Raw genomic sequence first — 25,768 nt, forward strand, 5'->3', positions numbered from 1 at the left:
ATTGCCTGAGCAAATATCACTTCTGATTTCGGGGTCATGGCTCTACTACTTCATCGCTGCATCTCTGCTGGCTGTGCTGGCATGGTATTATTACAGAATCACCATACCTGTTGTCTCAACCGCCAAAAGAACTTTCCTGTTGATTTTGAGAAGTTCAATTCTCATGACACTTGCTTTACTTTTGTTCAGTCCGGCGCTAAATCTGGGCTTTACATCGATACAGAAACCGGTTAATTATTTTTTCATCGACAGATCCGAATCGATCAGGTTTGACGATGGAACAAAGAGAGAAGAAGTAATCAACAAATTTCTGGCTGACCTCGCCGCATCGCCTCTCGGTAAAAATTCCAAAGTTTTTTCATTCTCCAAATTAGTGGATTCCATTTCCTCGAATAGTGCATCAGGAAAACTGAAATTTGACGGAGAGGTAACGAATTTTGAGAGCATATTTGAATTTGCCAAGGAAAAAAAAATAAAAAATGCTACCATCACTATCGTTTCTGATGGTGTCATGACTGATGGCACAAATCCACTTATCAGTGCCGGAAAACTCGGTGTTCCGGTCTGGTCAGTCCTTATTGGCGATTCTACCGTTAAAAAAGATATAGCAGTGGAAAATGTTTTGTACAACGACTATATTTTTAAGGGAAGTCGTTCCCCTGTTACTGCTACCTTGCAGGTGGCAGGATTTCCGAATACAGATATAAAAGTCGATCTCACTGAAGACGGTAGAATTATCGAGTCTGCTAACGTATCAGTTGATAAAAATGGCTCTACATCAATTAATTTCACATATATCCCGAATTCGACAGGGATTAAAAAACTTGCAGTGACCGCAAAAATTTTCCCGGCTGAGGTAAACAAGCAAAACAACACCTTTCCGTTCTTTGTTAATGTAATTGACAACAGAAAAAAGGTGCTCGTTTTATCCGGTGCCCCAACACCTGATGTTACATTCATCAAAAATGCCCTCTCAGGAGACTCCAATCTGACAGTAAGATCAATGACTTTTGATGCTTCAGATAAACCACTCGAAAAGGATATTAATAGCTCTGTTCTCGACAGCACGGGGGTCCTTGTACTGGTTAACTATCCTGTCAAATCAATCCCGGGATCAATCCAGGATAAAGTTGTTGATCTTATTTCAAACAGGAATGTTCCCGTATTCATACTGATCAATCAATACTCTGATCTCGCACTTCTGAAAAAAATTGAGCCCTGGCTGCCGGTTACGCTTCGACCCGGAGCCGGTGTTGATTTCGAGGCTCAACTTTCGATGGCGGAGGGGGTTGAAAGAAATCCACTCTTCTATTCGAGTGACCCTGCATCGCTGAAAGAATGGGATGCACTTCCCCCTGTTCTGATTCCCAATCTGCGGGCTGATGCAAGACCTGAGAGTCAGGTACTGGCTTTCGTAAAATTGAACAATAAAGTGTTGCCTAACCCCTTGATTGTCAGCCGGAATTTTGGTTTTAAGCGGTCTTTGGCAATAATCGCAGGAGATATCTGGAAATGGAAATTGAAGGCGAAGAAGGAAAAGTTGTTTGATGATTTTCTTTTCAGTTCGGCAAAATGGCTTGGAGCGGTCAAAGACAAAAAAAGATTCAGCGTAAGAACCAACAAAAGATTCTATTCCAGGAATGAGCAGGTTGAGTTTATTGCAGAGGCTTATACAGAGTCGTTCGACCCTCTTTCCGATGCCGATGTTAAAATTTTGATCAACTCTCCCGGTGGCAAAACTGAATTCAACCTTTCACCGGTTGGATCCGGAATTTATCAGGGAATATACAAACCTGAAAAGGTTGGCGATCATACATTTTCAGGTACAGGTTCACTCGCCGGGAATCCTTTTGGTACTGATCCGGGTACTTTTAATATCGGTGATGTAAATATCGAAATGGTTGACCCTTACGCTAACCCCGGTTTTCTAAGAGACCTGTCCTCACTAACCGGTGGGAATTTCTATACTTACACCAACTACCTTAAATTCTTTGATGAACTGGAAAAAGCAAACAAGGAAACATCACTGGAATTCAGGGAGAACAAATCCCACAATCTGTGGAACAACTCATGGATGCTGATAGTGCTTGTCTTATTGCTTTCGACTGAATGGTTTTTAAGAAAAAGAGAAGGTATGATGTAGGTGGCACGGCTTGTTTCAAAACTTGCTGATGTTATTGTCCCCCGGTTTTGTATCCACTGCGAATCTCTTCTCCCCTTCGAGGCAAATTTTTTGTGTAAAAAGTGTTTCGAGACAGAGCCCAAACTTAACCATTTCGATTTAATGAAGTTGCACCACGAAAAGTTTCACGACGGGGTGATAACTGATCTCTTCTCACTGGCTAAATTTACTCACGAGTCCCCTCTTAGAACACTGGTCGTATCTCTAAAGTATAACGATTTATATCACGCAGGAAAGTATCTCGGCGATCTGATTGGAGCGCACTTCAATGAGGCATTCAGTGTCTTGGGTATCGATTATATCGTTCCGGTTCCCCTTCACCGATTAAGAATGATTGAGAGGGGTTTTAACCAGTCAGAAGAAATAGCCAAAGGAATAAGCAGTGTAACAGGACTATCTGTGGAAAAGAGCCATCTCAGAAGAATTCGCTACACCGAGGCTCAAGTGGTTACCGGATCGAAAAGTGGAAGGGAGGGCAATCTTATAGGGGCATTTAAAGCAAAAAACCCACTGCAGTTCACATCAAAAAACATCCTTTTGGTTGATGATGTAATTACCACGGGTTCGACAATCCGGGAAGCAGCCAAAGCCCTTTGGGATTCCGGTGCTTCCAATATCTATGCAACTTCGGTTTTGATAGCCTGACTACATCTTCTCAGGAGCAGTTACACCAAGGATACTTAAACCATTTGAAATAACGGTTTTAACTGCATTTACCAAAGCAAGTCGAGCCCCGGCGAGTCCTGGTTCACTACCAATAATTCTGCAGACGGTATAAAATTTATGAAATGCCGCTGCAAGTTCTTCAAGATACGCACAAAGAATCACTGCATCAAGCACCTTTGCTGCACTCTCTACAACATCCGGATATGACAACAATTTCTTAATCAGTCGTTGTTCTTCATCAGTAACAAGGAGTTCCAATTGATCGGTCTGCATTCTCAAACCCTCCTGATCGGTCATCCGAAGGATTGAGCAAATTCTCGCATGTGCATATTGAAGATAAAATACCGGATTTTCCTCGGAATGTTTTACCGCTAGGTTCAAATCAAAATTTAGATGTGTCGAAATTGCCCGCATATTGAAGAAGTATCGCACAACATCGGAACCCACCCAGTCAATCAACTCATCAAGGGTGATATAATTTGCTTTTCTGGTCGACATTTTCACCGCTTTACCATCTTTGATAACGGTTACAAACTGATGAATCATCACCTTTACTTTTTCGATATCGTAGCCAAGTTCAGCGAGAGCTGCCAGAACATCGGGATATGTGGCTGTGTGATCGGATCCAAAAAGATCGACAATAAAATCGTAACCACGCTCAAATTTTGTGGCATGGTATGCAATATCCGGCAGTCTGTAAGTGGGTTCTCCGGTATTTTTAACTATTACCTTATCTTTTTCGTTGCCAAGATCGGAGAGTCTTAACCAGACAGCCCCGTCTTTTTCGTAACTTAGGTCCCTGTCTTTGAAAGTTTTTAACAAACCGTCAATTTTCCCATCTTCATAAAGGGAATTCTCGTTGAAGAAAACATTGTGTTTTATCCCAATCCGTTCGAGTGTTTTCTTTATATCCTCGAAAATTACTCTTTCAGCCTCTTCCTTAAAAATACCCTCGGGACCTTCAGATTTAAGGCTGTCACCATGTTTTTCGAACAAATCCTGTGCAATCCCCGTAATATATTCACCCTGATAATGATCCTCCGGAAACTCCTCCAGCTCGCCTGTCAATTCAAGATAACGCAACCTGACCGAATTGCCGAGAACTCTCATCTGCCTGCCGGCATTGTTAAAATAATATTCCCTGTCCACTTCAAATCCGGTTGCCTCAAGCAGGTTAGCCATAGTGTCGCCACTAACAGCATTTCTGCCGTGACCTACGGTAAGAGGTCCTGTGGGATTTGCGGAGACGAATTCAATTATCGCTCTCTTCCCCCTGTTGGAATCACTTTTACCGAACTGCTTCCCTTCATCAAGAATTTTTTTCACGGATGAAGAAATGTACTCAGGCGTAAAATAAAAATTTATAAAACCGGGTCCGGCCACCTCAACTTTGGAGATTATTGACCTGTCAAAATTTAGACTGTAGATAATTTCCTGAGCAAGGTCCCTTGGTTTTTTATCAAGCCGTTTTGCCATCAACATCGCAATATTGGTTGAGAAGTCTCCATGAGATTCAATCTTAGGGATGTCAAAGCTTACTTCGATATCTTCCGATAACTCAAAATTATTCTTAAGTCCGGCAAACAAACCTGACAAATACTTTTTCAAATTTCTACTCCATGAGGTAATTTAATTGGATGAGATTCAGCCGATGGGGTCTTTTAGTTCCTGAACTGGTGCATCACCCCAGAGTCGTTCGAGGTTGTAGAATTGTCTTGATTCATTTCTGAATACATGAACAACAATATCGGAAAGATCAATAAGTACCCACGAAAGAGCTTTGAATCCCTCTTTTTTCCATACTTTGATCCCTTCGTCGGAAAGGCTTTTATCAACATTGTCGGCGATGGCTTTTACTTGCATATCTGATTCACCACTACAGATAACGAAATAGTCTGCAATTGTGGTTATGTTTCTAAGATCAAGTATCTTAACATCAACCCCTTTTTTCTCAAATATCGATTCTGTGATAATCTTTAATATTTGATCCTGTTCCTGGTCCCGTTCGTTCATTTTTTCCATTTATTGATTGTTGAAAGGTTTTAAATTTTTATAATCTTTCCCGATGATAACTATCACATCGAGAAGGTAGTCTTCATTAATATTTTCTGAAACATTTTTCTTGGGGTCAACGCCAAGCACTTTGGCAGTTTGGAGGGCATTCTCACGGTTTCCCCGGTTGTCGATAACCAGAGTCTCTTCGACATCGAATGATGAATAATTTTCAGCATCTATAATGTCGAAATTATTCTTCCGCAAATATTCGGTTACTTTTTCACCCAGACCTTTAATTCCACATCCGTTATATATCTTGACCTGAATCAACCTTTGTACTCCCGGTTGATCGCCTGTCTTTACTTCTTTCGCAGAATCAGCAAGTTTTCCAATACCCGAATAGATAAAATACCCGAGCATAACCAATAGAACGAAAATGGAGATATTCAGCAGGACATTGAGGGGTCCCTTTACAGAACTCTTCTCTTTATTCTCAGCACCTTCTTTATTGGAGAACAATTTGCCCCAACCTTTTAGCGAACAAACCAGTCATCATTAAATGAATTTCCCCAGGGGCTGTAATTTCCGTAAAAAGGATTATTGTATCCGTAATACGAATTGTACATGCCCGCAGGGATATTGCGGTACTGAATACGAATAACTGTATCATCCCATGGTTTGAAGTTTAACTCTGCTCTGCTGATGTATAGTCCGTTTATGTTGTCCTGAAAGGTTTTACCCAGCGAATTATAAGGTGAATAGACGAGAGACGCATCAAGTCTGATGTTTAAATTGTCAGAAAATTTATAAAACATACTGTTGGTATAGACTGTTGTTGCTATCCCATGTTCGCCAAAAGTTGAAAAAGATGCATCAAACGAATGTTTCATCGAAAAATTATCTGAGTTAAAAATATTGGAGAGGAAATTCCCGCCGGTTTCTTTTGAGAAAATACCGTCACGAACCTCAGGTTTTGAAAACGGATCTTTTTTGAACTGAGCAAAAGAAACTGCGGTGATCAGCAATACTAAAATCAATATTTTTTTCATAATTGTCTCCGGGTATCGTTCAGATAATCATCAATTAGAAGGTTTTGGTTACTCTGTTGTTGTCATCAACTATCACGACTTTTGGTTTGTAATCAACCAGGGTTTCGTCTTCCATCATTGCGTAGGATATAACCACAATTTTATCACCAACATAACCTAATCTGGCGGCAGGCCCGTTCAAGCAGATAATGCCCGAACCTCTTTCACCGGGTATGGTGTAGGTTTCAAGCCGGCTTCCGTTATTTACATTTACAACTTGTACTTTTTCATACGGTAAAATGTTCGCTTCATCAAGTAGATCGAGATCGACAGTCAAACTTCCCTCATAATAAAGTTCGGAAGCTGTAACAGTCGGTCTTTGAATTTTGGATTTACACATTTCTCTTAACATTAAGAGTCTTTTCCTCAAGAATATTTATAAAAAACAATCAAAGATACAAATAATTTGAAACAAATATTAGTTCCTTAAAACTCTGTGCTTACACCAATCCGGTGAAGTGTACCAATTTCCCCGTAGGAAGAAAAGGCGTAATCGAAGGTATATTTATCAATTTTGACTCCCAGACCGGCATTGAAACCTGCAAGTCCGGCAAAATCACCCACCTTCAAATCTTTTCTTTTTTTGTTGTCATATCCCAAACGAAGAGTCAAAGATTTGCTTAGATAAAACTCGGTTCCAAAGCTGAAGTATTCAAGCCTTTTAATAAACTCATCTGTATCTTCATTGAGACGATGAAAGTCCAGAAAAAGTTTTACGGGCAAGTGTTCAAGTTTTTTCGTGACACCGACACTTATATCAAATGGCAGTTTTTCAGTTGCTCCGGTGTATGAGGAGAGCTGACCGCCAATGTTGGTCATTGTGAAGCCGATATTAATCAGTTGGGAAGGAATATTATACTGTAATCCCAAATCGAAGGCAATACCCGAAGAACTGTAGGAAGCTATCGATGAGTGGATCAGCTTTAAGTTTGCACCATAATAAAAATTTTCAGCGAGTACATTCGCATAACCAACCGTAAAAGCCAGTTCATTAACTCCGTAGGTACCTGTTTTGTTCCCGAATTCGTCAGCTTCGGTAAATGTACCGTAATTGGCATAACGAAAAGCGGCTCCGAATCTGCCAATTCCTTCAAACTCTTTGGTGTATGCAACACCGAAAAAATTGATATCAAGCAGATGTTTCACAAAGTTGGCGGAAAAAGGAGAGCCGGCTAATTGCTTTAAAGCAGCCGGGTTATAGTGGATTACATTGGCGTCATCAGTTCCCGCTGTAAAACTGCCACCCAGGGCTGCTGCCCGGGGGCTGACATCGACTCGCAAGAACTCGAAAGTATTCTGTGCATTTACTGCCACTGATGTAATTATTAGGATTGAAAAGAGAAATCTTTTCAAATGATACTCCGGATATTTGAAATTTAACCTCTAAATATAACGATTTTCGATTTCCGAATTCACTCCAATAAATTTACTCTTTATTCAGTTTCAGTTCCAGAGTGACAGTGGTTCCCAATCCCGGTTCAGAGCTAAACCGCACATTCCCCTCAAAAATTGACATAATACTCTTTACGATTGCGAGTCCCAGTCCTGATCCCTGCTGTTCGAACATATCCCTGTTAAACTGCACAAAAGCCCCGATATCTGCCAGTTGACGGGAAGTCATTCCCCTGCCCTTGTCATAGACAGTCAACCAGTAGACTTTATTCCCCTTCTTCCCCTTTATCAACACTTTGGAACCTGACCGTGAAAATTTAAGTGCATTTTCAATAAGTTCAGAAAGGAGAAGAGCCAGATAGTCACCGTTTATCATAACAACAGCAGTCTCAAGGTCCACCACGAGATCCTCGAATCTGTTTTTCTCAAATTTCTCCTTGTTCATTACCGCTTCCACCAGTTCATTGGAGATGATGGAATCACCCTTCAGAAGGCTTCGTCTCTCATTTGCATCATTCAGGAGGACCTGTAGTTTGGAATAGTTGAGGTATTTGCCGATTGTCTTTTTCAACCGCATGGAGGATTCATTAATGAAACCCGCCATTTCCCTTACCTCATCCGGAGTCATAATGTCAGCTTCATTAATCATGATTTCTGAAAATCCAATAATTCCCGACAGAGGGGTGTTTAATTCGTGGGGGAGGCTGAAAGAAATACTCTTGGTGATAGATTTAATTCTGTCATCACTTACCTGCCGAACCTTCTCGCTTTTTTTCAGCCGGGCATCAATTGTCAACAAAAGTTCATCCACTGAAAACGGCTTAATTAAAAAATCATCCGCACCCAGTTCCATCGCTTTTCTTCGATAATTTCCTTCACTATGAGCTGTGAGAAAAATAAAGGGAGTTGTTGCCCACGATTCATTTTTTGCAAGCTCCGCAAGCAACTCGTATCCATCCATCTCCGGCATCGAAACATCAGAAATGATTAAATCAGGATTGAATATTGGTACCGCCTCAAGTGCACTGACACCATTCGGGGTTGCAAGAACTTCAAACCCCTCCGTGGTTAGAATTTCCTCCAGACTCGAGCACAAACTCTTGTCATCTTCAATTATCAGTATCTTTTTCATCAAATATTTGATTGTTTGTTGATTTGGGACAATTTCAGAACATCTTAAGTGTAAATTTAATCACTTTTTTTTGTAATATGCGTGATTCATCTTAAATTAAATGATTCCTTTTCAAATATTGTTTTTTTTGTATCACCATAGTCGTTGCAAACCATTTAGTTTTGAAATTTTATGAGATATTTTAGTCCAAACCGTCTTAAAATAATCCTGCTCTTCCTCGTGACGGGCATATTCGCATTGTTGCCAATGCAGAGTAACAGCTCACTGAGGAAGATCATACTTGCAGTCCACTGGCAGCCACAGGCACAGTTTGCCGGATACTATGTTGCAATAACAAAAGGAATTTATAAAAAATATGGTTTGGATGTAACAATAAGACACACCGGTTTTAAGGATAATGCAATTGATTATCTCAAGGCAGGAAGTGCACATTTTATTACCAACTTTCTATCAGGCGCTTTGGAAGATTACGACCACGGTTTTAAATACAGATTAATCGGGCAAATTTCAAAAAAATCTGCACTTACCATCGCGGGATTAAAATCACGAGGTATCAAGCAACTAAATGATCTCAACAATAAAAAGATCGCCATCTGGCAAGCGGGTTTTCGGGAACTCCCACAGGCATTCCTGACCAAATACAACTTAAACTCAAAATTTGTACCTGTCAGGTCCACTGTAAATCTGTTTCTGATGGGAGGTGTGGATGCACAAGTGGTAATGGATTACAATGAACTGAACAGCATCATTTTTTCAGGAATAAGTGAGGATGACCTTACCCTTTTCAGGATTGCCAATTATGGATTGAATGTCCCTGAGGATGGAATTTATTGTACGGATGAGTTTCTCCGGAACAACAAAGAAATCTGCAAAAACTTCCTCCTGGCATCGATGGAAGGCTGGATAGAGGCGTTCAAGAACAAGGAAGAGACCGTAAATGAATGTATGAAATTGAAAAGAAAAGCGGGTCTCTCCGCCAACTACGCTCATCAGATGCGGATGTTGAACACGATGGAAGATATCATTTCGCCGGTGAATGACAAAATCGACCCTGTACTCGACAAACGCTCATTCGCTATCGCCATTCAGGTATTGACAGATGCAAAAAGGATAAAAGGTGACATCAATTACGATTCCTTCTTCAAGGAGGTCAGGAAATGATAAAGAAAATACGGTCTCTGCCTCTTAATAAAAGGTTGTCAGTCTATATCCTCCTCATTTCACTCGTCATTTTGATTGCGATCTATCTCTCCAATTATTTTGTTTCCAGATCAATAATCCTCGATGGAATCGAAGAGGATTCAAGAAACATCACCGAAGCTAAAGTTAATATGATGGAATCGTACCTGACGAATGTCGAAAAAATTCCTGAGGCGCTCTCGGCTGTACTTTCCAACTTTCCTTATGATACAACCCGCAATTCAACCCTTATTAAAGATATCCTTAAAGATAATCCGGGAGTTTACGGAATTTGTATTGCTTTTGAACCTTCTGCAAGAAAAGACTCACTCCCCTATGCTCCCTATTATTACAGGAACAAAGATTCCGTGGTTTACACTGACCTTGCCAAAGAGGAGTATAAATACGAAATGTGGGACTGGTACCAGATTCCTTTCGTCCTAAAAAGAGCAATCTGGTCAGAGCCATATTATGATTCAGGTGGCGGAGAAAATCTGATGATTACATATTCCGTACCGTTTGTCGACAAGGTTTCAGGCAAAACAAGAGGAATTGTTACAGCTGATGTAGATCTCACTCAGCTTCGCAATGTGATCTCAAATATCAAGATTCTTCAAAATGGCTATGCCTTCGCAATCAGCAGATTTGGAACATTCATTTCTCACAGAGACTCGTCTCTGATTTTGAATGAGACGGTTTTCAGTCTTTCGGAAAGACTTCAGGATGAGGAATTCAGTCTTGTTGGCAAAAAAATGGTTGCCGGAGAAACCGGGTTTAATAAAATTGTGGAACCCGTATCTGGAGAGGATTACAGGATTTATTACATCCCAATGAAATCAGCCGGGTGGTCAGTAGGAATAATGATACCTGAAAATGAACTCTTTTCCGGGCTTTATTTCCTCAATAATGTTATTCTTTTTGTAGGTTTTACTGGTGCCTCAGTCCTTGCGATTTTTATATTTTTTGTGATCCAAAGGACCACCAAACCGGTCTCATCAATCTCAGATGTTCTGGCTTTTGTCGCGAATGGCAACCTGAGGGCGGCGGTTGAAAAGTATGAAGAACTAAACAAAGGCATCAAGACATCACAGAAAGACGAGAGTTCGTCAAAAGATGAAATAACAAAACTCTGGTTCTTCATGAGGAAGATGATATTCGACTTGAGAGGTCTCTCGATAAGGATAAAATCAGCCGGTAACTACCTGAAATCATCGGCGGGCACTCTTAATGATGCAGCAGCATTCTTGGAGAATACATTCGCAGAACAGGACATTGCAAACAAAAATGTTCGACATTTCGGTGAAGAAATTGATAACATTACCAAAGCTCTTGCAGATGACACCGTCAGACTTACTGAGGCAGTGGAAGAAACCGGCAATCTTATTATGCAGGGGCAGAACAATATTGGCAATATCGGCGATTCAATAGTTGAGATTGGTAAATCAACCGGTTCCATTGTGCAAAAATTGAATAACATCAACAAACGAACTGCAAATATTTCTCGGGTGATCACAACAATCTCCAATATTGCCGACAGAACCAATCTTATTTCGCTAAACGCTGCTATTGAAGCTGAAAAGGCAGGCGAAGCAGGCTTGGGTTTCAAGGTTATTGCGGATGAAATTAAACGACTCTCTGAAAATACATTTAATTCGCTGAACGAGATTGGTGAGATTATAGAAGATGTGAAAGGATCCGTCGCAGATGGTGTCGAGACAGTTTCCAAATACCACAGCAGATCACTGGAGGGTTTCAGAGAAATTCAAAAAATGATTGATGACCTCAGTATCATCCTTGATAAGAACAAAGAATTGATACCACAGTTTGAAATGTTCAAAAAGGCAATGACAGTGGCTCAGAATAGCGTGGCCTCTATCGGCAGTAATCTTCTTGCAGTTGAAAAACTCAGTATCGATACCAAACAGGCAATCAGTAATTTGCTCGATGTTTCAGAGACTGTTAATGATGCAGTTCATTCACTCGAAAATGAAGTGAACAAGATTATCACCGATTAGTTTTCAGATTTGCCGTTTGAAGACCGTCTTTCAGCAGCTTTTGCCATGATTACAGATGCTACATTCGGGAATCTTAGGAGCACATAGTTGAATGCAGCTTTGTCCAATGAGTATGCCTCTGCATAACTTTTTGAGATGATGGTGGCGTTTCTTTTGGTATTTTCAAAAAGGGCGATTTCTCCGAAAAAGTCACCGGCTTTCAGAGTTGCAAGATGCTTTCTCTCCTGCCCCGCGACTACTTCCAGCTCTCCCGACAACAAAAAGTACATTTTATCACCCGTAGCTCCCTCTTCAAAAATTATATCTCCGGGAATGAATATCTCTGTTTTCAATTCACCGGAAATCTCGCGGATAAAATCTTCAGGAGATTCTGAAAATGCAGATATCATCCTGATAATTCTCTGCTTAAGGCTGATCATTACTTCATTCCGTAATGATTCAGGCAAGGAATTCAAGAATATCTGTTCATCTTTCCCCGAATAATTTCGCGAGAAGATATAATCGTAGTAATCCCCAATTTTGTGCTGTAGTTCCGGAGGGAGACCTCTGTTACCCACAATGGTTTTAAGTCTTTCCATATTTTCATAGTAATATTGCTCAACAGAGTCCCGCTTAGACAATATACCTGCAACATTACCAATCAACCAGCCATAGATACCAACACCGAACATCATAACCACCATCGAGTAAACCATCTGTCCCCTGGTTTCAGCAACAATGTCTCCAAATCCTACAGTTGTAAGAGTTTGAATTGTCCAGTACATCGCTTCGATGTAGAGGGAGAGGGTATCTTTCTCCTGCACACCGGGTTCAAGAGCTATCCATCCACATGCCAGCCAGTGAGCAGCAAGAGTGATCCAAAAAAGGAAAAACACAATGTACAAAAAATCATTTCTCTTGAGGTCCCTCCGCCTCCACAGTTTTTGATGTTGTGAGAGCCTCAACAATTTTAATGACCTGAGCAGAAGAACAGGCACTAAACCAAACAATTCATAGGGAAAAACAGCCAGTAAGTCAATGAACAACCACAGGTTCTTCTTTCTTATTCCCAAATCTCTTGCCAAAGAACTGTAATGCTCACTTTTCTCTTTATAGATGTTGTAGTTGGCGATCAAATCCCAGCCGTTTATTATCAAATTAGCAACCATCAGGATAAGATACAACTCATCGTAAGCAATGGTACCAACTATTATCAGTGGATAATATATTGAGGAGACCACGGCAAGAAGTGAGACGAGAATAAACCGGATTACAGTAAGCGGGTTAGATTTGAAAGACATCATGGCAATTATCCAAACTCCTTAAGATAATCTTCAAGAATTACAGCAGCGGCAAATTTATCAACCAAAGATTTATTCCGTCTTTTCGATTTTTTTGCTACTGATTGGAGAATTCTTTCACTTGCAATGGATGAGGAATAACGCTCATCATACAATTCAACAGGAACCCCTGTCTCCTGCTCAACCGATTTTGAAAATTTCTCGATAATATCAGACAAAACCGTTTTAGAACCGTCACCATTCAGAGGGTAACCGACAATTATCCGCTCTACATCTTTCTCCTTTACCAAAATCACGATCTTTCCCAATAAAGCTGAATTGTTTTCAAAGGTATCGAAAGGTGAGGCGATTATTTTTAAAGGATCACTCAGGGCTATGCCCACTCTCTTCGAACCGTAATCAATCGAAAGAATTCGTCCTTCCGCCACTATTTAGCCTCAGCCATTCTGGTGACGGAATAAACCCCCTTAATCTTCTTCAGGCGGTCGATAATTCTCGAAAGATGATTCAGATCCTGTACAAAAAGAGTGACTTGTCCTTCGAAAAATGAATCGCTCGTGTCTAGACTGATTGACTTGATCGAAGTGTTGTTGTAGCTTACTATCGTATTAGCAATATCCTTTAGCATACCTGCGGAATCGTCTCCACGAATAACCAGACCGGCGATGAAGGATGAGTTTTCAACTTCGGGCCATTTTATCGAAACCACTTTCTCCGGCTCAACTTTAGACTTCTCAATCAGATTGCGGCAGGTCTTCCTGTGAATCCGGATACCTTCACCGGTCGTAATAAATCCAGCAACTTCATCACCCGGAATCGGATTACAACACTTGGAGTATGAGAGCATCATCTTGATGTCTTCACCATCGACAACGAGTTCTCCACCCGTTCCTCTTGCATAACGGGCGAAATCCTCAAACTCTATGTTGGGTGAACCCTGTAATTTGTGATCCTTCTCCTTTGGCTCTTCCAAAATCGCTTCAATGGTGATGTTCCCCTGCCCAAGCATCTTAAACATCTGACGGGTATGATGAAACTTGTTCCTCTGAAGTATTTTTGCAACCTCATTCTCACCAAGAGTGAGCTTTAATTTCTTTAACCTTTTCTCCCAGATTTCCCTACCACTCTCAATAAAGACCTCTTCCTCTTTATTGAGCCATTTTCTGATTTCAGATTTGGCTTTTTGCGTCTGAACAAACTTAAGCCAGTTTTTATTCGGGTGCTGATTTTTTGAGGTAATTATCTCAACCTGATCACCACGATTCAACACAAAATCGAGAGGTACAATCTTTTTATTGACTTTCGCCCCGATACAATGATGTCCAATATTGGAATGTATTGCAAAAGCAAAGTCAACTGGAGTCGACCTTACAGGCAACCTTTTCAGGTCGCCTTTTGGAGTCATTACAAAAATTTCATTCTCGTAGAGATTTAACTTGAAGTTTTCTATAATGTTTTTCTTCAGATCATCGCTACCCGAACTTTCAACCATTTCCCTGATCCACTGGACATAATCATCTGTATTCCTGTCCTTTACGGTGTTCCCCTCTTTATAGCGCCAGTGTGCTGCAACACCTCTCTCGGCAATTTCGTGCATCTTTCGGGTTCTGATCTGAACCTCCACTACCCTTCCTTCGGGACCTATCAAGGCAGTGTGAATCGACTGATAATTATTAACTTTGGGAATGGCTATATAGTCTTTAAATCTGTCGGGTACCGGAATATAAAGTGCATTGATGATACCAAAAACAGTATAACAATCGAAGGAATTATCAGAATCCAGAATCAATCTTATTGCAAAAAGGTCAAATATCTCTTCGAACGGCTTGTTCTGTTTTATCATCTTTCGGTAAATGCTGTACAGGTGCTTTGGTCTGCCACTCAATTCGCATTTAAAGTTCTTCTCTTCGAGAGCAGCCAGGATTGGTGCCGAGAACCTGTCAAGATATTCATTTCTCTCGTCCCTTTTCAGATTCAGTTTTTTTCGAATATCATCGTAGGCATTCCTGTTCAATTCCTTGAAAGCAAGGTCCTCAAGTTCCCATTTAATCTTGCCCAATCCAAACCGGTGAGCAAGCGGGGCGTAAATTTCAAGAGTCTCGGTGGCAATTCTTTTTCGCTTGTCGGGTTCCAGATATTCAAGGGTTCGCATGTTGTGAAGACGGTCGGCGAATTTCACTATGATGACCCTGATATCTTTCATAATAGACATCAGGAGTTTTCTGTAGTTTTCTGCCTGGTTTATCTCAGCCGATCGGAAAAGCTCTTTAATCTTGGTCAGACCGTCCACAATAATTGCAACATCCGATCCAAAATTTCTTTTAATCAGGTCTGAAGAATACTCCTCGTTATCTTCAACCACATCATGCAGCAAGCCACAGGCGATTGAGACATCGTCAAAGGGAATTTCTTCTATAAGGATGCGGGCTACAGCAAGGGGATGACTAAAGTAGGGTTCATCAGATGCTCTTTTGTCATTTTGGTGGGCAATCGCAGCAAATTCATAGGCTTTTTTAATAAGCGCCAGGTCGGCGTTGGGTATCTTCTCTTTGCAGAGTTTCAGCAGTTCATCTAATCTTCCATCTTCACTCATTACAGGTATTTGCTCCGGATATCAAAAAATCATCAGCGTAAAATAATCAAGAAAATCCACTTAATTAATGTTAAAGAAGAGATTATACCCTTTTTTTCAATGAGTCGCGAAGCTGTTTTACTCTTTTGAGTCGTTCAGCCAGTTTTTTCTCATCCCATGAATTGAAATTTTTCAAAGCCAGTATCTCTTCACAGTATTTAAGTGCCTCTTTGTACATCTTAAGTTTTTCATAATTCATGGCTATCTTGTGTTTAAGAGTCACTATATTGAAATAGTAATAATTGGTTGATACGGGAAATGTAGAGAGAATCTGTCCGTAAACTTCGATCGCCTTCTTTTTGTCGATCTCCTCGAGTGCCCTGGCTTTGGTCCACTTTACAATCCGGTTACCGGGCGCCTTTTTAAGTATTTCATTGCAAAGATTGAGCGCTTTGGCGTACTGCTTTTTATCGATGTAAATCCAGGCAAGAGAATTGGCAGTCAGGAAGTCGTTATATGAGTAGTAATTCCTGTTCCTCTCCAGAATTTTGATCGCCTGCTCCGAATTATCTTCCAGGAAAGGAAGCCAGGAAAGATCTTTTGTCTTCGAACTCTTCCAATAGTCGAAGATTGCCATGGCTGTGGAAGCTTCATAAAATTTTTTGTCAAGTTCGGAACACCGTTCGAAGTACTTCAGAGCATTTGTCCCTGTTTTGAATACTCCAAACCAGTCTTCCTTTATAAAGTCGAAATATGCCTCGTAGGAATAGATTAGAGCCATTGCATAGGTATTCCAAACACTTTTGCTGTTTTTGTCATAATTTTGGTCGGCAATATCTTCTGCCCGTTCGAGCTTACTCAAAATATACGATTCATTGAAAGGTACTCCCCAGTCGTAAGCTTTTACGATCTCAACTCCTGCGAGATAAAGAGAACCGAAAGGAAGAGAAGGATAATCCTTCTCAAGTCTCCCAAAAGTAGCCTTGGCACTGTCATAGCGGGATCCGGAGAGGAATGTAATCCCCCTCTCGATTATGGAGTGCACTTTAGGATCGGGATATTTTTGAGAATAGACCGAGGAATTAAAGAGAGCTAAAAAGATAGAAGTTACCAGGATGAGTGTGATACGATTCAATTAAATTCCCAATTTATTTTTGAACTGCTTTATAAGCAAGGATTTCGAGTAAATTCTTAAAAGGTGAAAGTGTCGGTGTGTAATTAAAGTTACTCTCTCTCAAATCGGTAATTTTAAGACCAGCCTTGATTGCGAGCGCGATGATATCACAGTATCCTGAGACCTCTCTCCCGCCAAAAAACCCGGCACCAAGAATTTTACCATCATTTCCGTAGAAAATTTTCCCGAATACTTTATGAAAGTCAGGCATTACCTTAATTATTGCGTCAGAAGTGGCGGAGACTGATTTATAAGGAATCTGATATTTCTCCATTCTTGATGTGCAAATGCCTGTTGCAGTGGCAAAATTGTTAAATACTCTCAAAGACAGATTTCGAATAACAGGATTCATAAATTCATTGCCGCCTGCAGCATTTGCTCCGGCAATGTGTCCCCCATCCCTGGCGAGTTTCGCCATCGGCAGCCATGCAGGTCTTCCCGTAATTTTTTCCTTCAGTTCAACACAATCTCCTGCAGCGAAAATATTCGGGTCGGATGTTCTCATTCTGCTGTCAACTTTGATGCCTCCATAGCCCCCAATTTCCAGTCCTGCACTTTTGGCGAGATCAGCATTTGGTTCGATGCCAATAGCCACAATTACATGGTCGCATTCCTTCAGCCTGCCGTCAATCTTAATTTTCCTGACCTTCCCACCATCAGAAAACACTTTTAAGTCACTGATGTTTCCGTAGAAATCGATACCTTCCGAAACGAGTGATTCTTTAACCAGCTCCCTTATCTCCGTTACAAATCCGTGAACCGGTAAAGGTTCTTTATCAATGAGAAATACTTCATTCCCTGATTTCTTCAGCGATTCAGCAAACTCGACACCCGAGTATGACGCACCCACAACGCACCATTTCTTGTTCACAGTCTCTGACTGAATAAGGAGTTCTTCAATCTCTTCAATATTACGGACATAAAACACATTCTCTGTCTCCCGGGGAAACAGCGGGTGTATTATGTGCCGGGCTCCTGTCGCGAGTACCAGTCGGTCGTAGGTCAGGTCGAATCCGGTACCGTTTTTTTCAGCACGCAGGACTCTTGTCCGTGCATTGATGGAGAGTACTTTTGTTTCAAGGAGAAGTTCAACATTATAATGGCGGGAGAAATCTTCCTTCGAAAAGAAGAGCAGTTCTCCGGGTGAAGTGACTTCCCCGGAGATCAGGTAAGGAATCTCGCAGGTTCCTGTGGATACATATCTTCCTGAATCGATCATTGTTATCTCAGCATCAGGATTCTCTCTCCTGGCCTTCGCTGCGGCAGCAGGTCCCGCTGCCCTGCTCCCAACGATAACAATTTTCTTGATCAGGTGTTTCATTATTTTTCTTTGAATGAAATTGTAAAAGGAACTCCTTTAAATCCAAAATGCCGTCTGATGGCTTTTTCGAGAAACCTTCTGTAATTGTCAGAAACAGCTTTTGGATAATTGCAAAAGAAAAGAAATACCGGGTAATTATCACCAACCTGGTTGATAAATTTTATTCTGACTTCTTTTCCTGTGTGTGTTGCAGGTGGCGGTGAAGCTTCTATCTCTTTCAGGATTTTGTCGTTCAACTCACTCGTTGGGATTTTTTTGTGCCGTTCCTGCTGTATTTCTTTAGCGAGTTCTATGAGTTTAAAAATCCTCTGTTTTGTTACAGCGGATATGAAAATCACAGGGAAATAATCATATTTACCGAGAGTTTGTGTCAGCACTTTTTCATAGTATTTAGCGGTATTGCTGTCTTTCTCAACCAGATCCCATTTATTTATGGCGATTATTACACCTTTTCTTCTTTGAATAGCCTCTTCAAGAATCTTTTGTTCCTGATTTTCAAAGCCCTGAACAGCATCTACCATCAGCACCACTATGTGGGCATCAGCAATAGCTCTGAGGGTTCTGACCGAAGAATAGTACTCAATATTCTCCTTAATTTTCGATTTCCGCCTTAATCCCGCGGTATCAACAATCGTGATTTCCTCACCGTAAAACTTGATAATGCTGTCTATGGAATCCCTTGTAGTCCCGGGAATATTCGTTACGATGCTTCTGTCCTCACCGAGAAGTGCATTCGTCAGGGATGATTTTCCGACATTCGGTCGACCGACAAATGCAATCTTCAAGCCTTCATCCAAAGGGTCTTCTTCTGCGAGCGGGAACCCGTCAATGATTACTTCAAGGAAATCGCCCGTCATTCTTCCATTAAGAGCAGATATTGGGTGTGGTTCTCCAAACCCCAGGGCATAAAACTCGTGCACATTATTTTCCAGCTTCTCAGAGTCAATCTTATTCACACAAAGAATCGTCCTTTTGCCGGAAGTTCTGAGTAAATCGGCGATTACTTCATCTATCGGGAGCAAGCCAGTTCTGCCGTCAACCACGAAAATAATTTTGTCAGCCTCAGTAAGAGCTATCTCAACCTGCTCCCTGATTGCAGTTTCAAACTGATCGGGAGAATCAGGGACATAGCCACCGGTATCAATAAGTCTGAATCTTTTCAGGTTCCATTCGACATAGCCAAATTGCCTGTCACGCGTTACACCACTGACATCGTCAACGATGGCATCCTTTGTTCCGGTCAACCGGTTGAATAGAGTTGATTTTCCAACATTGGGACGACCAACTATTACTACTAAATTATCTCTCATGATATATTGTAATTTCCTGTTCTATCTTTTATAATCGAGCTTGAACACTTCGATGACCGCCTTTGTAAGAAAATCCCCGCCACCATTGGTGAAGTGAATTCCATCGTTAGCGCGAGTCAGCACCTGTTTTTGGCCATCTTTAATGTAAGCCGTGTAATTCCCTTGTGAATCCCCTAATATTTTTACTCCTGACAAAAATTTCCCGTTTGCAAATTTAGCTGTTTCTTCCTCAAAAACTTTGGAAAGTGTTCTCATTTTTCCATCAAAGGTTTTGTCTCTCATTGGTGGCATTCCAATCCAATAAAACCTGGAAGCTGAAGAAGACATTTTTGATGCAAATTTATTTACTTTTGATCTGTAAAGATCTGTCCACTCCTTTGTCCCGTAATAAATATCTTTTCCCCCACTGTTTACTCCCTGGGCATCGTTGGTACCTATCATCAGAACTATCAAATCATATTTTTTACCGGAACAGAGTTTGTCAAGCTGCTTGAACCAGTCAAAGTAGTCCTGACGGGTAAGTCCTGTAGAGTTTTTTGAAAACACAGTAACCTTTACATTTCCCAGTGATTCGAGAGCTTTTTGAAGAATATCAGCAAACCCCACCTTCATCATTGAATCACCTATTAACAAAACTTCGACGGTACCTGTGTTTTTTGTTGAAACAGCATCTTTTTTTGCGGTAACATCAAATGGGACAATCTTAGCCTCCAACACTTCTTCACTTGAACTCCCTGCTTCAAACCAGGGATATCGATCCTTTCTAACGAGTTCATCCGGGTTCTGGTCAAATCCGGCTCCCTCGTCTACCTGCGCAAAATTACGATACCCTTCCTGAAGTTTGGTTACAGGGGTTGTAAATCCTGCAGTCCTTGTAACTGTATAAACGGGTTCGAAAACCTCAATAAAAATCGACCTGAACGGAGACTCGACCGGCAGACGGTATGCCCACTTGAATAATCCAACTGAGTTCAATATAAGTGTAAGTGCGAAAACGACAATAACCATCATAATCACAGTTTTTAATGGATAAGGAGCCGGTTCTTTCATATTCAGGATAAGTTAAAATTGGAAATAAATAAATGGTGCTACACCTTCAGGACCAAAAGCACCTATCAAAACAAGTACCACACCGAATGCCCCTGCCTGAACAACGGGATGAAGATTCGCAAATTTTTCCCGGATATACAGTCCCCAGTTTTTGGGTGTAAAATTCGAAGCAATGCCATAAAGGATAATCGTTACTCCCAACGGAGTGAGAATCGAGCCGGAAAAATCGAATTTCGCTATCGAAGAGAGATATTCCATTGCTGAAGCAAAACTGCTGGCTCTGAAGAAAACCCAAGTAAGGCAGACGAAATGAAATACAAATAAAAATGAAACAACATTACCAATCATTCTCTTTTCTCTTTTCCCCCTCTTCTCTGCTATATACCTCTCAACTGCCAGACCACCACCGTGTAACGCTCCCCAAAAGACAAAATTCCAGGCAGCACCGTGCCACAATCCTCCCAATAGCATAGTTAATGCAAGATTTCTGTAAGTCATCAATCTTCCCTTCCGGTTTCCACCTAACGGGATGTAGAGGTAGTCACGCAACCAGGTCGAAAGCGAGATATGCCACCTTCTCCAGAATTCCTGTATACTCAATGACCTGTATGGATGGTTAAAGTTTATCGTAAACTCATATCCAAACAAATATGCGACTCCAATCGCGATATCACTATAAGCACTAAAATCACAGTAAATTTGTACTGCATACGCATATACCGCAAACAAAGTGTCAAAAGAAGAATACTGAGACGGATCCTGAAAAACAGGATCAACTATCTGAATCGCAAGATAATTTGCGATGACAACCTTCTTGAACAGTCCTCCCAGAATCAAAGTGGCTGCCTGTGCAACTTTAATTTGATCTTTCTCAACATGTTTATAGAGTTGAGGGAGAAACTCCGATGCCCTCACGATTGGCCCGGCCACCAACTGAGGGAAAAATGCCACATAGAGCAACACATCAACCGCACTGTCAGCAGCTGGAATATCCTTTCGGTAAACATCTATTACATAGCTCATTGCCTGGAAAGTGAAAAAGGATATTCCGACGGGAAGTATGACTTCGAGTGCACTAATCTGAAACCCGAACCCAAAAGCAGCAAGCATCTCGTTGAAGTTTGTGATAAAAAACCCGTAATACTTGAAAAAACCAAGAATTCCCAGATTAATAACCGTTGAGATGATAATTAACCGTTTCCGTAGTTTTGCATCTTCGGTACCTGCCATCCATCTTCCAAACCAGTATGAAGAATAGCAACAAAAGAAAAGCAGTATTGCAAATCGCCAGTCCCAATATCCATAGAAAAAGTAACTTGCGACTAAAAGGATGTATTTTCGCAAGAGAGGTTTGCTGTACGCAAGCCAACTTGCAAAAAAGACTATTAAAAAGAAAATTCCAAATTCAACGGTTGGAAAAAGCATTTCTAAAAACTGTCAATAAATGATTAAAACCTCAAGCTGACATTAAGTTTTGGAATAAACTCAACATCCATAGCTGTATTAATTATTTCGGGTGATAAACGAAGATTCATCGATAGATTTTTGTTAAAAACCGCGGATGACCACGCAGCTTCACCTGCAGAAAGTATGTGATTGATTACCACAAAAACAATAAATCTGCTCGAAGCATTATAAAAATCGTTTGCTTCACCTCTCATCTGACTGTAACCAAGGAACATCGGAGTCAAATTTGCATTATATTCAGGCGAGTTATCGTTCAACTGGTCTCTCCACCCGTGGTTGTACTGGGGATATTTTCCAATCAATTCGTAGTATTGTTGCTCCCCATATCTTGGCAGCTTGTGAGAAAATCTGCTTTCGACATGATTCAATTCAGTCCAGTTGACTCTTTCCCACGGTTTTAGCGATGTGTTTGGATCGATAGTCACATTACCGTCTGGCAGACCCAGAGCAGTTCTGTTTGCGATTAACCAGTTCGCATATTTGACAACACTCCAATTCTCATCAGCATAAGCTTCGAATTCCTTCGTTTTATCATCACCCTTGTTGTTGTAGAGTATGGCAGCAGTTATGAGACCCGCTTCAAGACCGACAAATATGGCGGTTTTCCAAAAATCTCCATTATAGGCCTGCCCTGCACCGGGTATTGCGGCAGACAGAATTGTGGCAAGCCAAACTGATTTGTGCTCAGGATTAAGATTTATTTCATTTATCATCTCAGGTGAATAACTCCCGGCGAGGAGTCTGGCATCTGTCTTCAAATCACCTGTGAGTTCGATTTTATTTTCAACTGTAACCTGTGAGAAGGATGTGAAATTAAGAAGCATGAACGCTGTGAACAAAAAGATTATTTTCATAAATTTTCCTTTTTAAAAATCGAAGCCAAAAAGCACACCGCCATAGAAATTCCATTCTTTCCCATACTTCACCACTTCCCCGGTTTGTGCAGTCTTGGTAACATCATCAAAACCGTATGCCGCCGAGAAAAACACCGCTGTCGGGAAGAGGTAAAATGAATTCAGCGAAAATCTGAGTTCTGCACCAACACCTTTTTTCAGGTTTCCTGACTCGGAGATGTTTCCTGTCCATGCGTTTCCAAGATCGCCAAATACAGAAAGATATATCTTGTCGAGGTAAAGATGTCCGAATTTGTAATCAATATCCCTGAAGAGGGGCATTCTGTATGTCAGGTTGGCATACATTATCTCATTGCCACTGATCGCATAGAATGGGTAAGCTTTCATCCCGACAAGTCCACCAAGAAAGAAATCGAAGAAATCGGGAACGGCCGGTCCAAAGATGGTTCCTCCCCTCAACTTGACGCCGAGAGAATGTCCTCTGAAAGTTTCGAAGGAATAACCTGTATTAATTTCAAGTCGGTGAAAATTATAATTTTTGTACTGAGCCACCAGAATACCGTTATCCACTGAGTATTCACCATCAGGATTGAATCTGTTCATCTCATAATCATACCTGATTTCAAGATTACTCCCAATCGGATTAATATCCATATCCTTGTTCGGTTTCTTGTAGTCAGTTTTATAAGTGGCTCTGAAATTACTTCCAATCAGATATGTATCGTTAAAAGTTGGATACAGATCTGAAACTGTCCCCGGTATAATAAAACTCTCGATTGTAGCAGTGTAACTGCTGTAAATGTACCTCAGCTCGAGGTCTTTTTCCGTGCCAAAAAGTTTGTGTTTTGCAATAAGATCCACTTCGAAAAGGTTGTAAATTACATTCGTAGAGGCTTTGGGCAACTCTTCAAAAATTATATCCACATCTGCTTTTCTGGTCACATTATACACTTCAAGACCGAGGTCAGGTCTTAAACCAAGAGCCGGTAGAAGCGGCAACTTATTCCTGTAATCGAAACTTAGAAAAAGATCTCTCTCTCCCCTTGTGTTTATCGAACCTCCTGCAAAAATACTGAACCTGTTAAGCATGTCAGAAGAACTGACATAAAGTCCGGGTTTAATCTTTTCGAGCACATTATTTGTGGTACTGTAATTGTCGTATCTTACAAAAGGAAAAATACTCAACCTTGAAAAAGCCCCCGAATATTTGGTTTTAGCCGAATCAGGATACTGATAATCGTTAAAGTTTTTAAGTCTGTCCCAGTCAACAACAGTATTGTCTTTTTTGGGTTGATTGCTGTCCAAAGGTGGATCGTTCCGTTTAACATACTTTTTATTTTCGTCAACCTTCTGTTGTTCAGCAACAGGGAGAAAGAAAATCTTGTAGCCTCCTGAAGTGTAACCTGCATAAGCAATATTTCCCGATTGATCAACTGAAGGCATAAAAGCACCACCAGTGACATTGGTAAGCCTTTTTTGTTCCTTTTTTGTCAAATCGTAGCTGTAGATATTAAAAATACCTGTCTCATCCGATGCGTAGATAAGTTTGCCGTCAGCGGTTGGAACCGGACTTCTCTCATCTTTCGGTGAATTAAGCACGAACTCGACACTTCCGCCTGCTGCCGGTATCATAGCGATGTCCCGCCCGTGAAGATAGGAATAGTCAAAATAAATGATTTTGCTATCAGGAGAGAACACGGGTTTGAAAACCTGTTCACCATTTGCGTAAAATGTCAGTTGTTTAAAATTCTTTCCATCTATATCAATTGTGCCGATATTAGTGGTGCCGTCCTTTTGAAAAAGAAAGACGATTTTCTTTCCATCCGGTGAAACTGAGGGCATGTTTGCTCTCAAATTGTGCGTAAGGCGGGTTTCTTTCTCACCTTTTTTATCGAAAACATAGATGTCATGTACTTTGTAATCGTTCGGATTATCATCAGACAGTTTTGAGTAGATTACCTGATCAGTGCCGGGAACCTCGGAATAAGTGGATCTTACACCCGGAATCAGTACCTTCTCCTCTTTGTTTGATAAATTGTATTCATACAGTGCCGTTGGTGAAAAATAGTCACTGTTCTTATTCGAAATGTAATAAATCCTGTTACCGTCGGATGAAATCGAAGGGTAGAAATTACCAAAACCTGTCTCTCCGATTAAATTACCTGTTACTTTATTCTCAAGAACTGAGGAAATTCTTTCCCTGTAATCTTTCCTTAGAAACCCTGCCCACTCATTATACAATTCTTTTCCACTCATTCCGAGGATGTCACTTGCAGCGGCATCAAACGAAAAATTTGTGAGTTTACCGAGAGCCTTTGTTAGTTTCGTCAGTTTTTCTTCACCGTATTTTTGGGCAATGTATTTAGTAAGGGCAAATCCTGAGTTGTAAACAGATTCATTTCCAAGACTGGTTTTTTCAAATACCCCCATCTGGTTCCATGTGAGCATGGTGCTGTCAAGGACATAGGATCTTAGGATCATGTCGCGGTGAGCATCCCAATAATCATAATCAAATTCTTTTCTCATATACTGGGCTGTTCCCTCTGCGAACCATGCAGGCATGTTGAGCATTGCCAAAGGGTATGATACTATAACATTAGGGAATCCGTACAAGATATCGGGTCTTCTCTTATCTTCATAGTTTAATACCTGAAGATAAACAGCAGGAACCGAACGGGTGGTTTTAAGAGAAGCCTGAATCTGCACCATATGAGTGAACTCGTGGGAGATAACATTTCTCAACCAGTTGTGAGAGCCTCTAAGATCAAAATCAAGAGCACTAGTCCATATCTCAATTTTATTGTCAAAGAAATAGGTCGCCCCGTTGGAGTAATCATCAATGTCTTTTATTACATAGTGGACTTTATCGGGATAATATTCATAAAGTGAACAAACGGGGTCCCAAACTTCTTCAGCTATTTTAAGTACAACTCTCGCAGTCCTCTCGGCACCTTCGTGGAAATGAACTTCCACATTCTTCCCCTTGATAGTGTACCATTCAAATTCTGAATTGTATTTATCGAATTGTGCAAAAGAATTTCCAGTAAGCAAAAAAACTGAAATTAGAGCAAGTTTCCTGAACATCAAATAC

General features: G+C 40.8%; 21 protein-coding genes. 4 read left to right on the forward strand and 17 right to left on the reverse strand.

The features are described from left to right. Position 1: 1 nt before the first annotated feature. Positions 2-2,143 carry a hypothetical protein gene (locus J0L60_09630; protein ID MBN8546375.1) on the forward strand — a complete coding sequence of 714 codons (2,142 nt, stop codon included), beginning with the start codon at positions 2-4 and terminating at the stop codon, positions 2,141-2,143. Beyond that, positions 2,144-2,827: a ComF family protein gene (locus tag J0L60_09635; protein ID MBN8546376.1), complete on the forward strand. Its 684-nt coding sequence runs from the start codon at positions 2,144-2,146 to the stop codon at positions 2,825-2,827. Here J0L60_09635 and J0L60_09640 read toward each other — a convergent pair whose 3' ends face one another. From J0L60_09640 to J0L60_09670, 7 genes are all read right to left on the reverse strand, one after another. Next, a complete protein-coding gene (locus J0L60_09640; protein MBN8546377.1) occupies positions 2,828-4,456 on the reverse strand; it encodes an arginine--tRNA ligase in 1,629 nt (542 codons plus the stop codon). A gap of 36 nt (positions 4,457-4,492) precedes the next feature. Beyond that, positions 4,493-4,861, reverse strand: coding sequence for a ribosome silencing factor (gene rsfS / locus J0L60_09645; GenBank protein MBN8546378.1), 369 nt, complete (start codon positions 4,859-4,861; stop codon positions 4,493-4,495). Between the two features lie 9 nt (positions 4,862-4,870). Then, positions 4,871-5,362, reverse strand: coding sequence for a LytR C-terminal domain-containing protein (locus J0L60_09650; GenBank protein ID MBN8546379.1), 492 nt, complete (start codon positions 5,360-5,362; stop codon positions 4,871-4,873). A gap of 14 nt (positions 5,363-5,376) precedes the next feature. Further along, positions 5,377-5,892, reverse strand: a complete 516-nt coding sequence (locus J0L60_09655; GenBank protein MBN8546380.1) for a hypothetical protein — start codon at positions 5,890-5,892, stop codon at positions 5,377-5,379. Between the two features lie 34 nt (positions 5,893-5,926). Next, the gene (locus J0L60_09660; GenBank protein MBN8546381.1) at positions 5,927-6,283 is read right to left on the reverse strand and encodes an aspartate 1-decarboxylase; all 357 of its coding nucleotides are present in this window, start codon (positions 6,281-6,283) and stop codon (positions 5,927-5,929) included. Positions 6,284-6,357: 74 nt separating this feature from the next. Continuing rightward, positions 6,358-7,284 (reverse strand): type IX secretion system protein PorQ, encoded by a 927-nt coding sequence (gene porQ, locus J0L60_09665; GenBank protein ID MBN8546382.1) that lies wholly within the window; start codon positions 7,282-7,284, stop codon positions 6,358-6,360. A 73-nt stretch (positions 7,285-7,357) separates the two neighbouring features. Beyond that, positions 7,358-8,455 carry a response regulator gene (locus tag J0L60_09670; protein ID MBN8546383.1) on the reverse strand — a complete coding sequence of 366 codons (1,098 nt, stop codon included), beginning with the start codon at positions 8,453-8,455 and terminating at the stop codon, positions 7,358-7,360. Between the two features lie 171 nt (positions 8,456-8,626). Here J0L60_09670 and J0L60_09675 point away from each other — a divergent pair, with 171 nt between their 5' ends. After that, positions 8,627-9,616: an ABC transporter substrate-binding protein gene (locus tag J0L60_09675; GenBank protein MBN8546384.1), complete on the forward strand. Its 990-nt coding sequence runs from the start codon at positions 8,627-8,629 to the stop codon at positions 9,614-9,616. Beyond that, entirely contained in the window at positions 9,613-11,649 is a 2,037-nt protein-coding gene (locus J0L60_09680) for a methyl-accepting chemotaxis protein (protein ID MBN8546385.1), read from the forward strand. The genes J0L60_09675 and J0L60_09680 overlap by 4 nt, the downstream gene beginning before the upstream one ends. Here J0L60_09680 and J0L60_09685 read toward each other — a convergent pair. From J0L60_09685 to J0L60_09730, 10 genes are all read right to left on the reverse strand, one after another. Continuing rightward, the gene (locus J0L60_09685; protein ID MBN8546386.1) at positions 11,646-12,932 is read right to left on the reverse strand and encodes a cyclic nucleotide-binding domain-containing protein; all 1,287 of its coding nucleotides are present in this window, start codon (positions 12,930-12,932) and stop codon (positions 11,646-11,648) included. The genes J0L60_09680 and J0L60_09685 overlap by 4 nt on opposite strands. Positions 12,933-12,937: 5 nt before the next feature. Then, positions 12,938-13,357 carry a Holliday junction resolvase RuvX gene (ruvX, locus tag J0L60_09690; protein MBN8546387.1) on the reverse strand — a complete coding sequence of 140 codons (420 nt, stop codon included), beginning with the start codon at positions 13,355-13,357 and terminating at the stop codon, positions 12,938-12,940. Then, entirely contained in the window at positions 13,357-15,522 is a 2,166-nt protein-coding gene (locus J0L60_09695) for a bifunctional (p)ppGpp synthetase/guanosine-3',5'-bis(diphosphate) 3'-pyrophosphohydrolase (GenBank protein ID MBN8546388.1), read from the reverse strand. Before J0L60_09695 ends, ruvX begins: the two co-directional genes overlap by 1 nt. 82 nt (positions 15,523-15,604) lie before the next feature. Then, positions 15,605-16,636, reverse strand: a complete 1,032-nt coding sequence (locus J0L60_09700) for a hypothetical protein (GenBank protein ID MBN8546389.1) — start codon at positions 16,634-16,636, stop codon at positions 15,605-15,607. A gap of 13 nt (positions 16,637-16,649) precedes the next feature. Further along, entirely contained in the window at positions 16,650-17,996 is a 1,347-nt protein-coding gene (locus J0L60_09705) for an FAD-dependent oxidoreductase (protein MBN8546390.1), read from the reverse strand. After that, a complete protein-coding gene (gene der, locus J0L60_09710; protein ID MBN8546391.1) occupies positions 17,996-19,306 on the reverse strand; it encodes a ribosome biogenesis GTPase Der in 1,311 nt (436 codons plus the stop codon). The genes J0L60_09705 and der overlap by 1 nt, the downstream gene beginning before the upstream one ends. Positions 19,307-19,327: 21 nt before the next feature. After that, the gene (locus J0L60_09715) at positions 19,328-20,356 is read right to left on the reverse strand and encodes a DUF459 domain-containing protein (GenBank protein MBN8546392.1); all 1,029 of its coding nucleotides are present in this window, start codon (positions 20,354-20,356) and stop codon (positions 19,328-19,330) included. Positions 20,357-20,368: 12 nt separating this feature from the next. Then, the gene (locus tag J0L60_09720; GenBank protein MBN8546393.1) at positions 20,369-21,781 is read right to left on the reverse strand and encodes an MBOAT family protein; all 1,413 of its coding nucleotides are present in this window, start codon (positions 21,779-21,781) and stop codon (positions 20,369-20,371) included. A gap of 23 nt (positions 21,782-21,804) precedes the next feature. After that, positions 21,805-22,677, reverse strand: coding sequence for a hypothetical protein (locus J0L60_09725; protein MBN8546394.1), 873 nt, complete (start codon positions 22,675-22,677; stop codon positions 21,805-21,807). 12 nt (positions 22,678-22,689) lie between these two features. Then, positions 22,690-25,761, reverse strand: coding sequence for a PD40 domain-containing protein (locus J0L60_09730; protein ID MBN8546395.1), 3,072 nt, complete (start codon positions 25,759-25,761; stop codon positions 22,690-22,692). Positions 25,762-25,768 lie beyond the last annotated feature (7 nt).

The sequence above is a fragment of the Ignavibacteria bacterium genome, assembly GCA_017302895.1.
Classification (GTDB): Bacteria; Bacteroidota; Ignavibacteria; order Ignavibacteriales; family Ignavibacteriaceae; genus UTCHB3.

Excerpts from the sequence above, each read along its gene's own strand:
- J0L60_09725 (MBN8546394.1), bottom strand. The coding sequence starts at position 22,677 with ATGAAAATAATCTTTTTGTTCACAGCGTTCATGCTTCTTAATTTCACA.
- J0L60_09675 (MBN8546384.1), top strand. The coding sequence starts at position 8,627 with ATGAGATATTTTAGTCCAAACCGTCTTAAAATAATCCTGCTCTTCCTC.
- J0L60_09670 (MBN8546383.1), bottom strand. The coding sequence starts at position 8,455 with ATGAAAAAGATACTGATAATTGAAGATGACAAGAGTTTGTGCTCGAGT.
- der (MBN8546391.1), bottom strand. The coding sequence starts at position 19,306 with ATGAGAGATAATTTAGTAGTAATAGTTGGTCGTCCCAATGTTGGAAAA.
- J0L60_09660 (MBN8546381.1), bottom strand. The coding sequence starts at position 6,283 with ATGTTAAGAGAAATGTGTAAATCCAAAATTCAAAGACCGACTGTTACA.
- J0L60_09720 (MBN8546393.1), bottom strand. The coding sequence starts at position 21,781 with ATGCTTTTTCCAACCGTTGAATTTGGAATTTTCTTTTTAATAGTCTTT.
- J0L60_09730 (MBN8546395.1), bottom strand. The coding sequence starts at position 25,761 with ATGTTCAGGAAACTTGCTCTAATTTCAGTTTTTTTGCTTACTGGAAAT.
- J0L60_09685 (MBN8546386.1), bottom strand. The coding sequence starts at position 12,932 with ATGATGTCTTTCAAATCTAACCCGCTTACTGTAATCCGGTTTATTCTC.
- J0L60_09695 (MBN8546388.1), bottom strand. The coding sequence starts at position 15,522 with ATGAGTGAAGATGGAAGATTAGATGAACTGCTGAAACTCTGCAAAGAG.
- J0L60_09715 (MBN8546392.1), bottom strand. The coding sequence starts at position 20,356 with ATGAAAGAACCGGCTCCTTATCCATTAAAAACTGTGATTATGATGGTT.
- J0L60_09705 (MBN8546390.1), bottom strand. The coding sequence starts at position 17,996 with ATGAAACACCTGATCAAGAAAATTGTTATCGTTGGGAGCAGGGCAGCG.
- rsfS (MBN8546378.1), bottom strand. The coding sequence starts at position 4,861 with ATGAACGAACGGGACCAGGAACAGGATCAAATATTAAAGATTATCACA.
- J0L60_09680 (MBN8546385.1), top strand. The coding sequence starts at position 9,613 with ATGATAAAGAAAATACGGTCTCTGCCTCTTAATAAAAGGTTGTCAGTC.
- J0L60_09655 (MBN8546380.1), bottom strand. The coding sequence starts at position 5,892 with ATGAAAAAAATATTGATTTTAGTATTGCTGATCACCGCAGTTTCTTTT.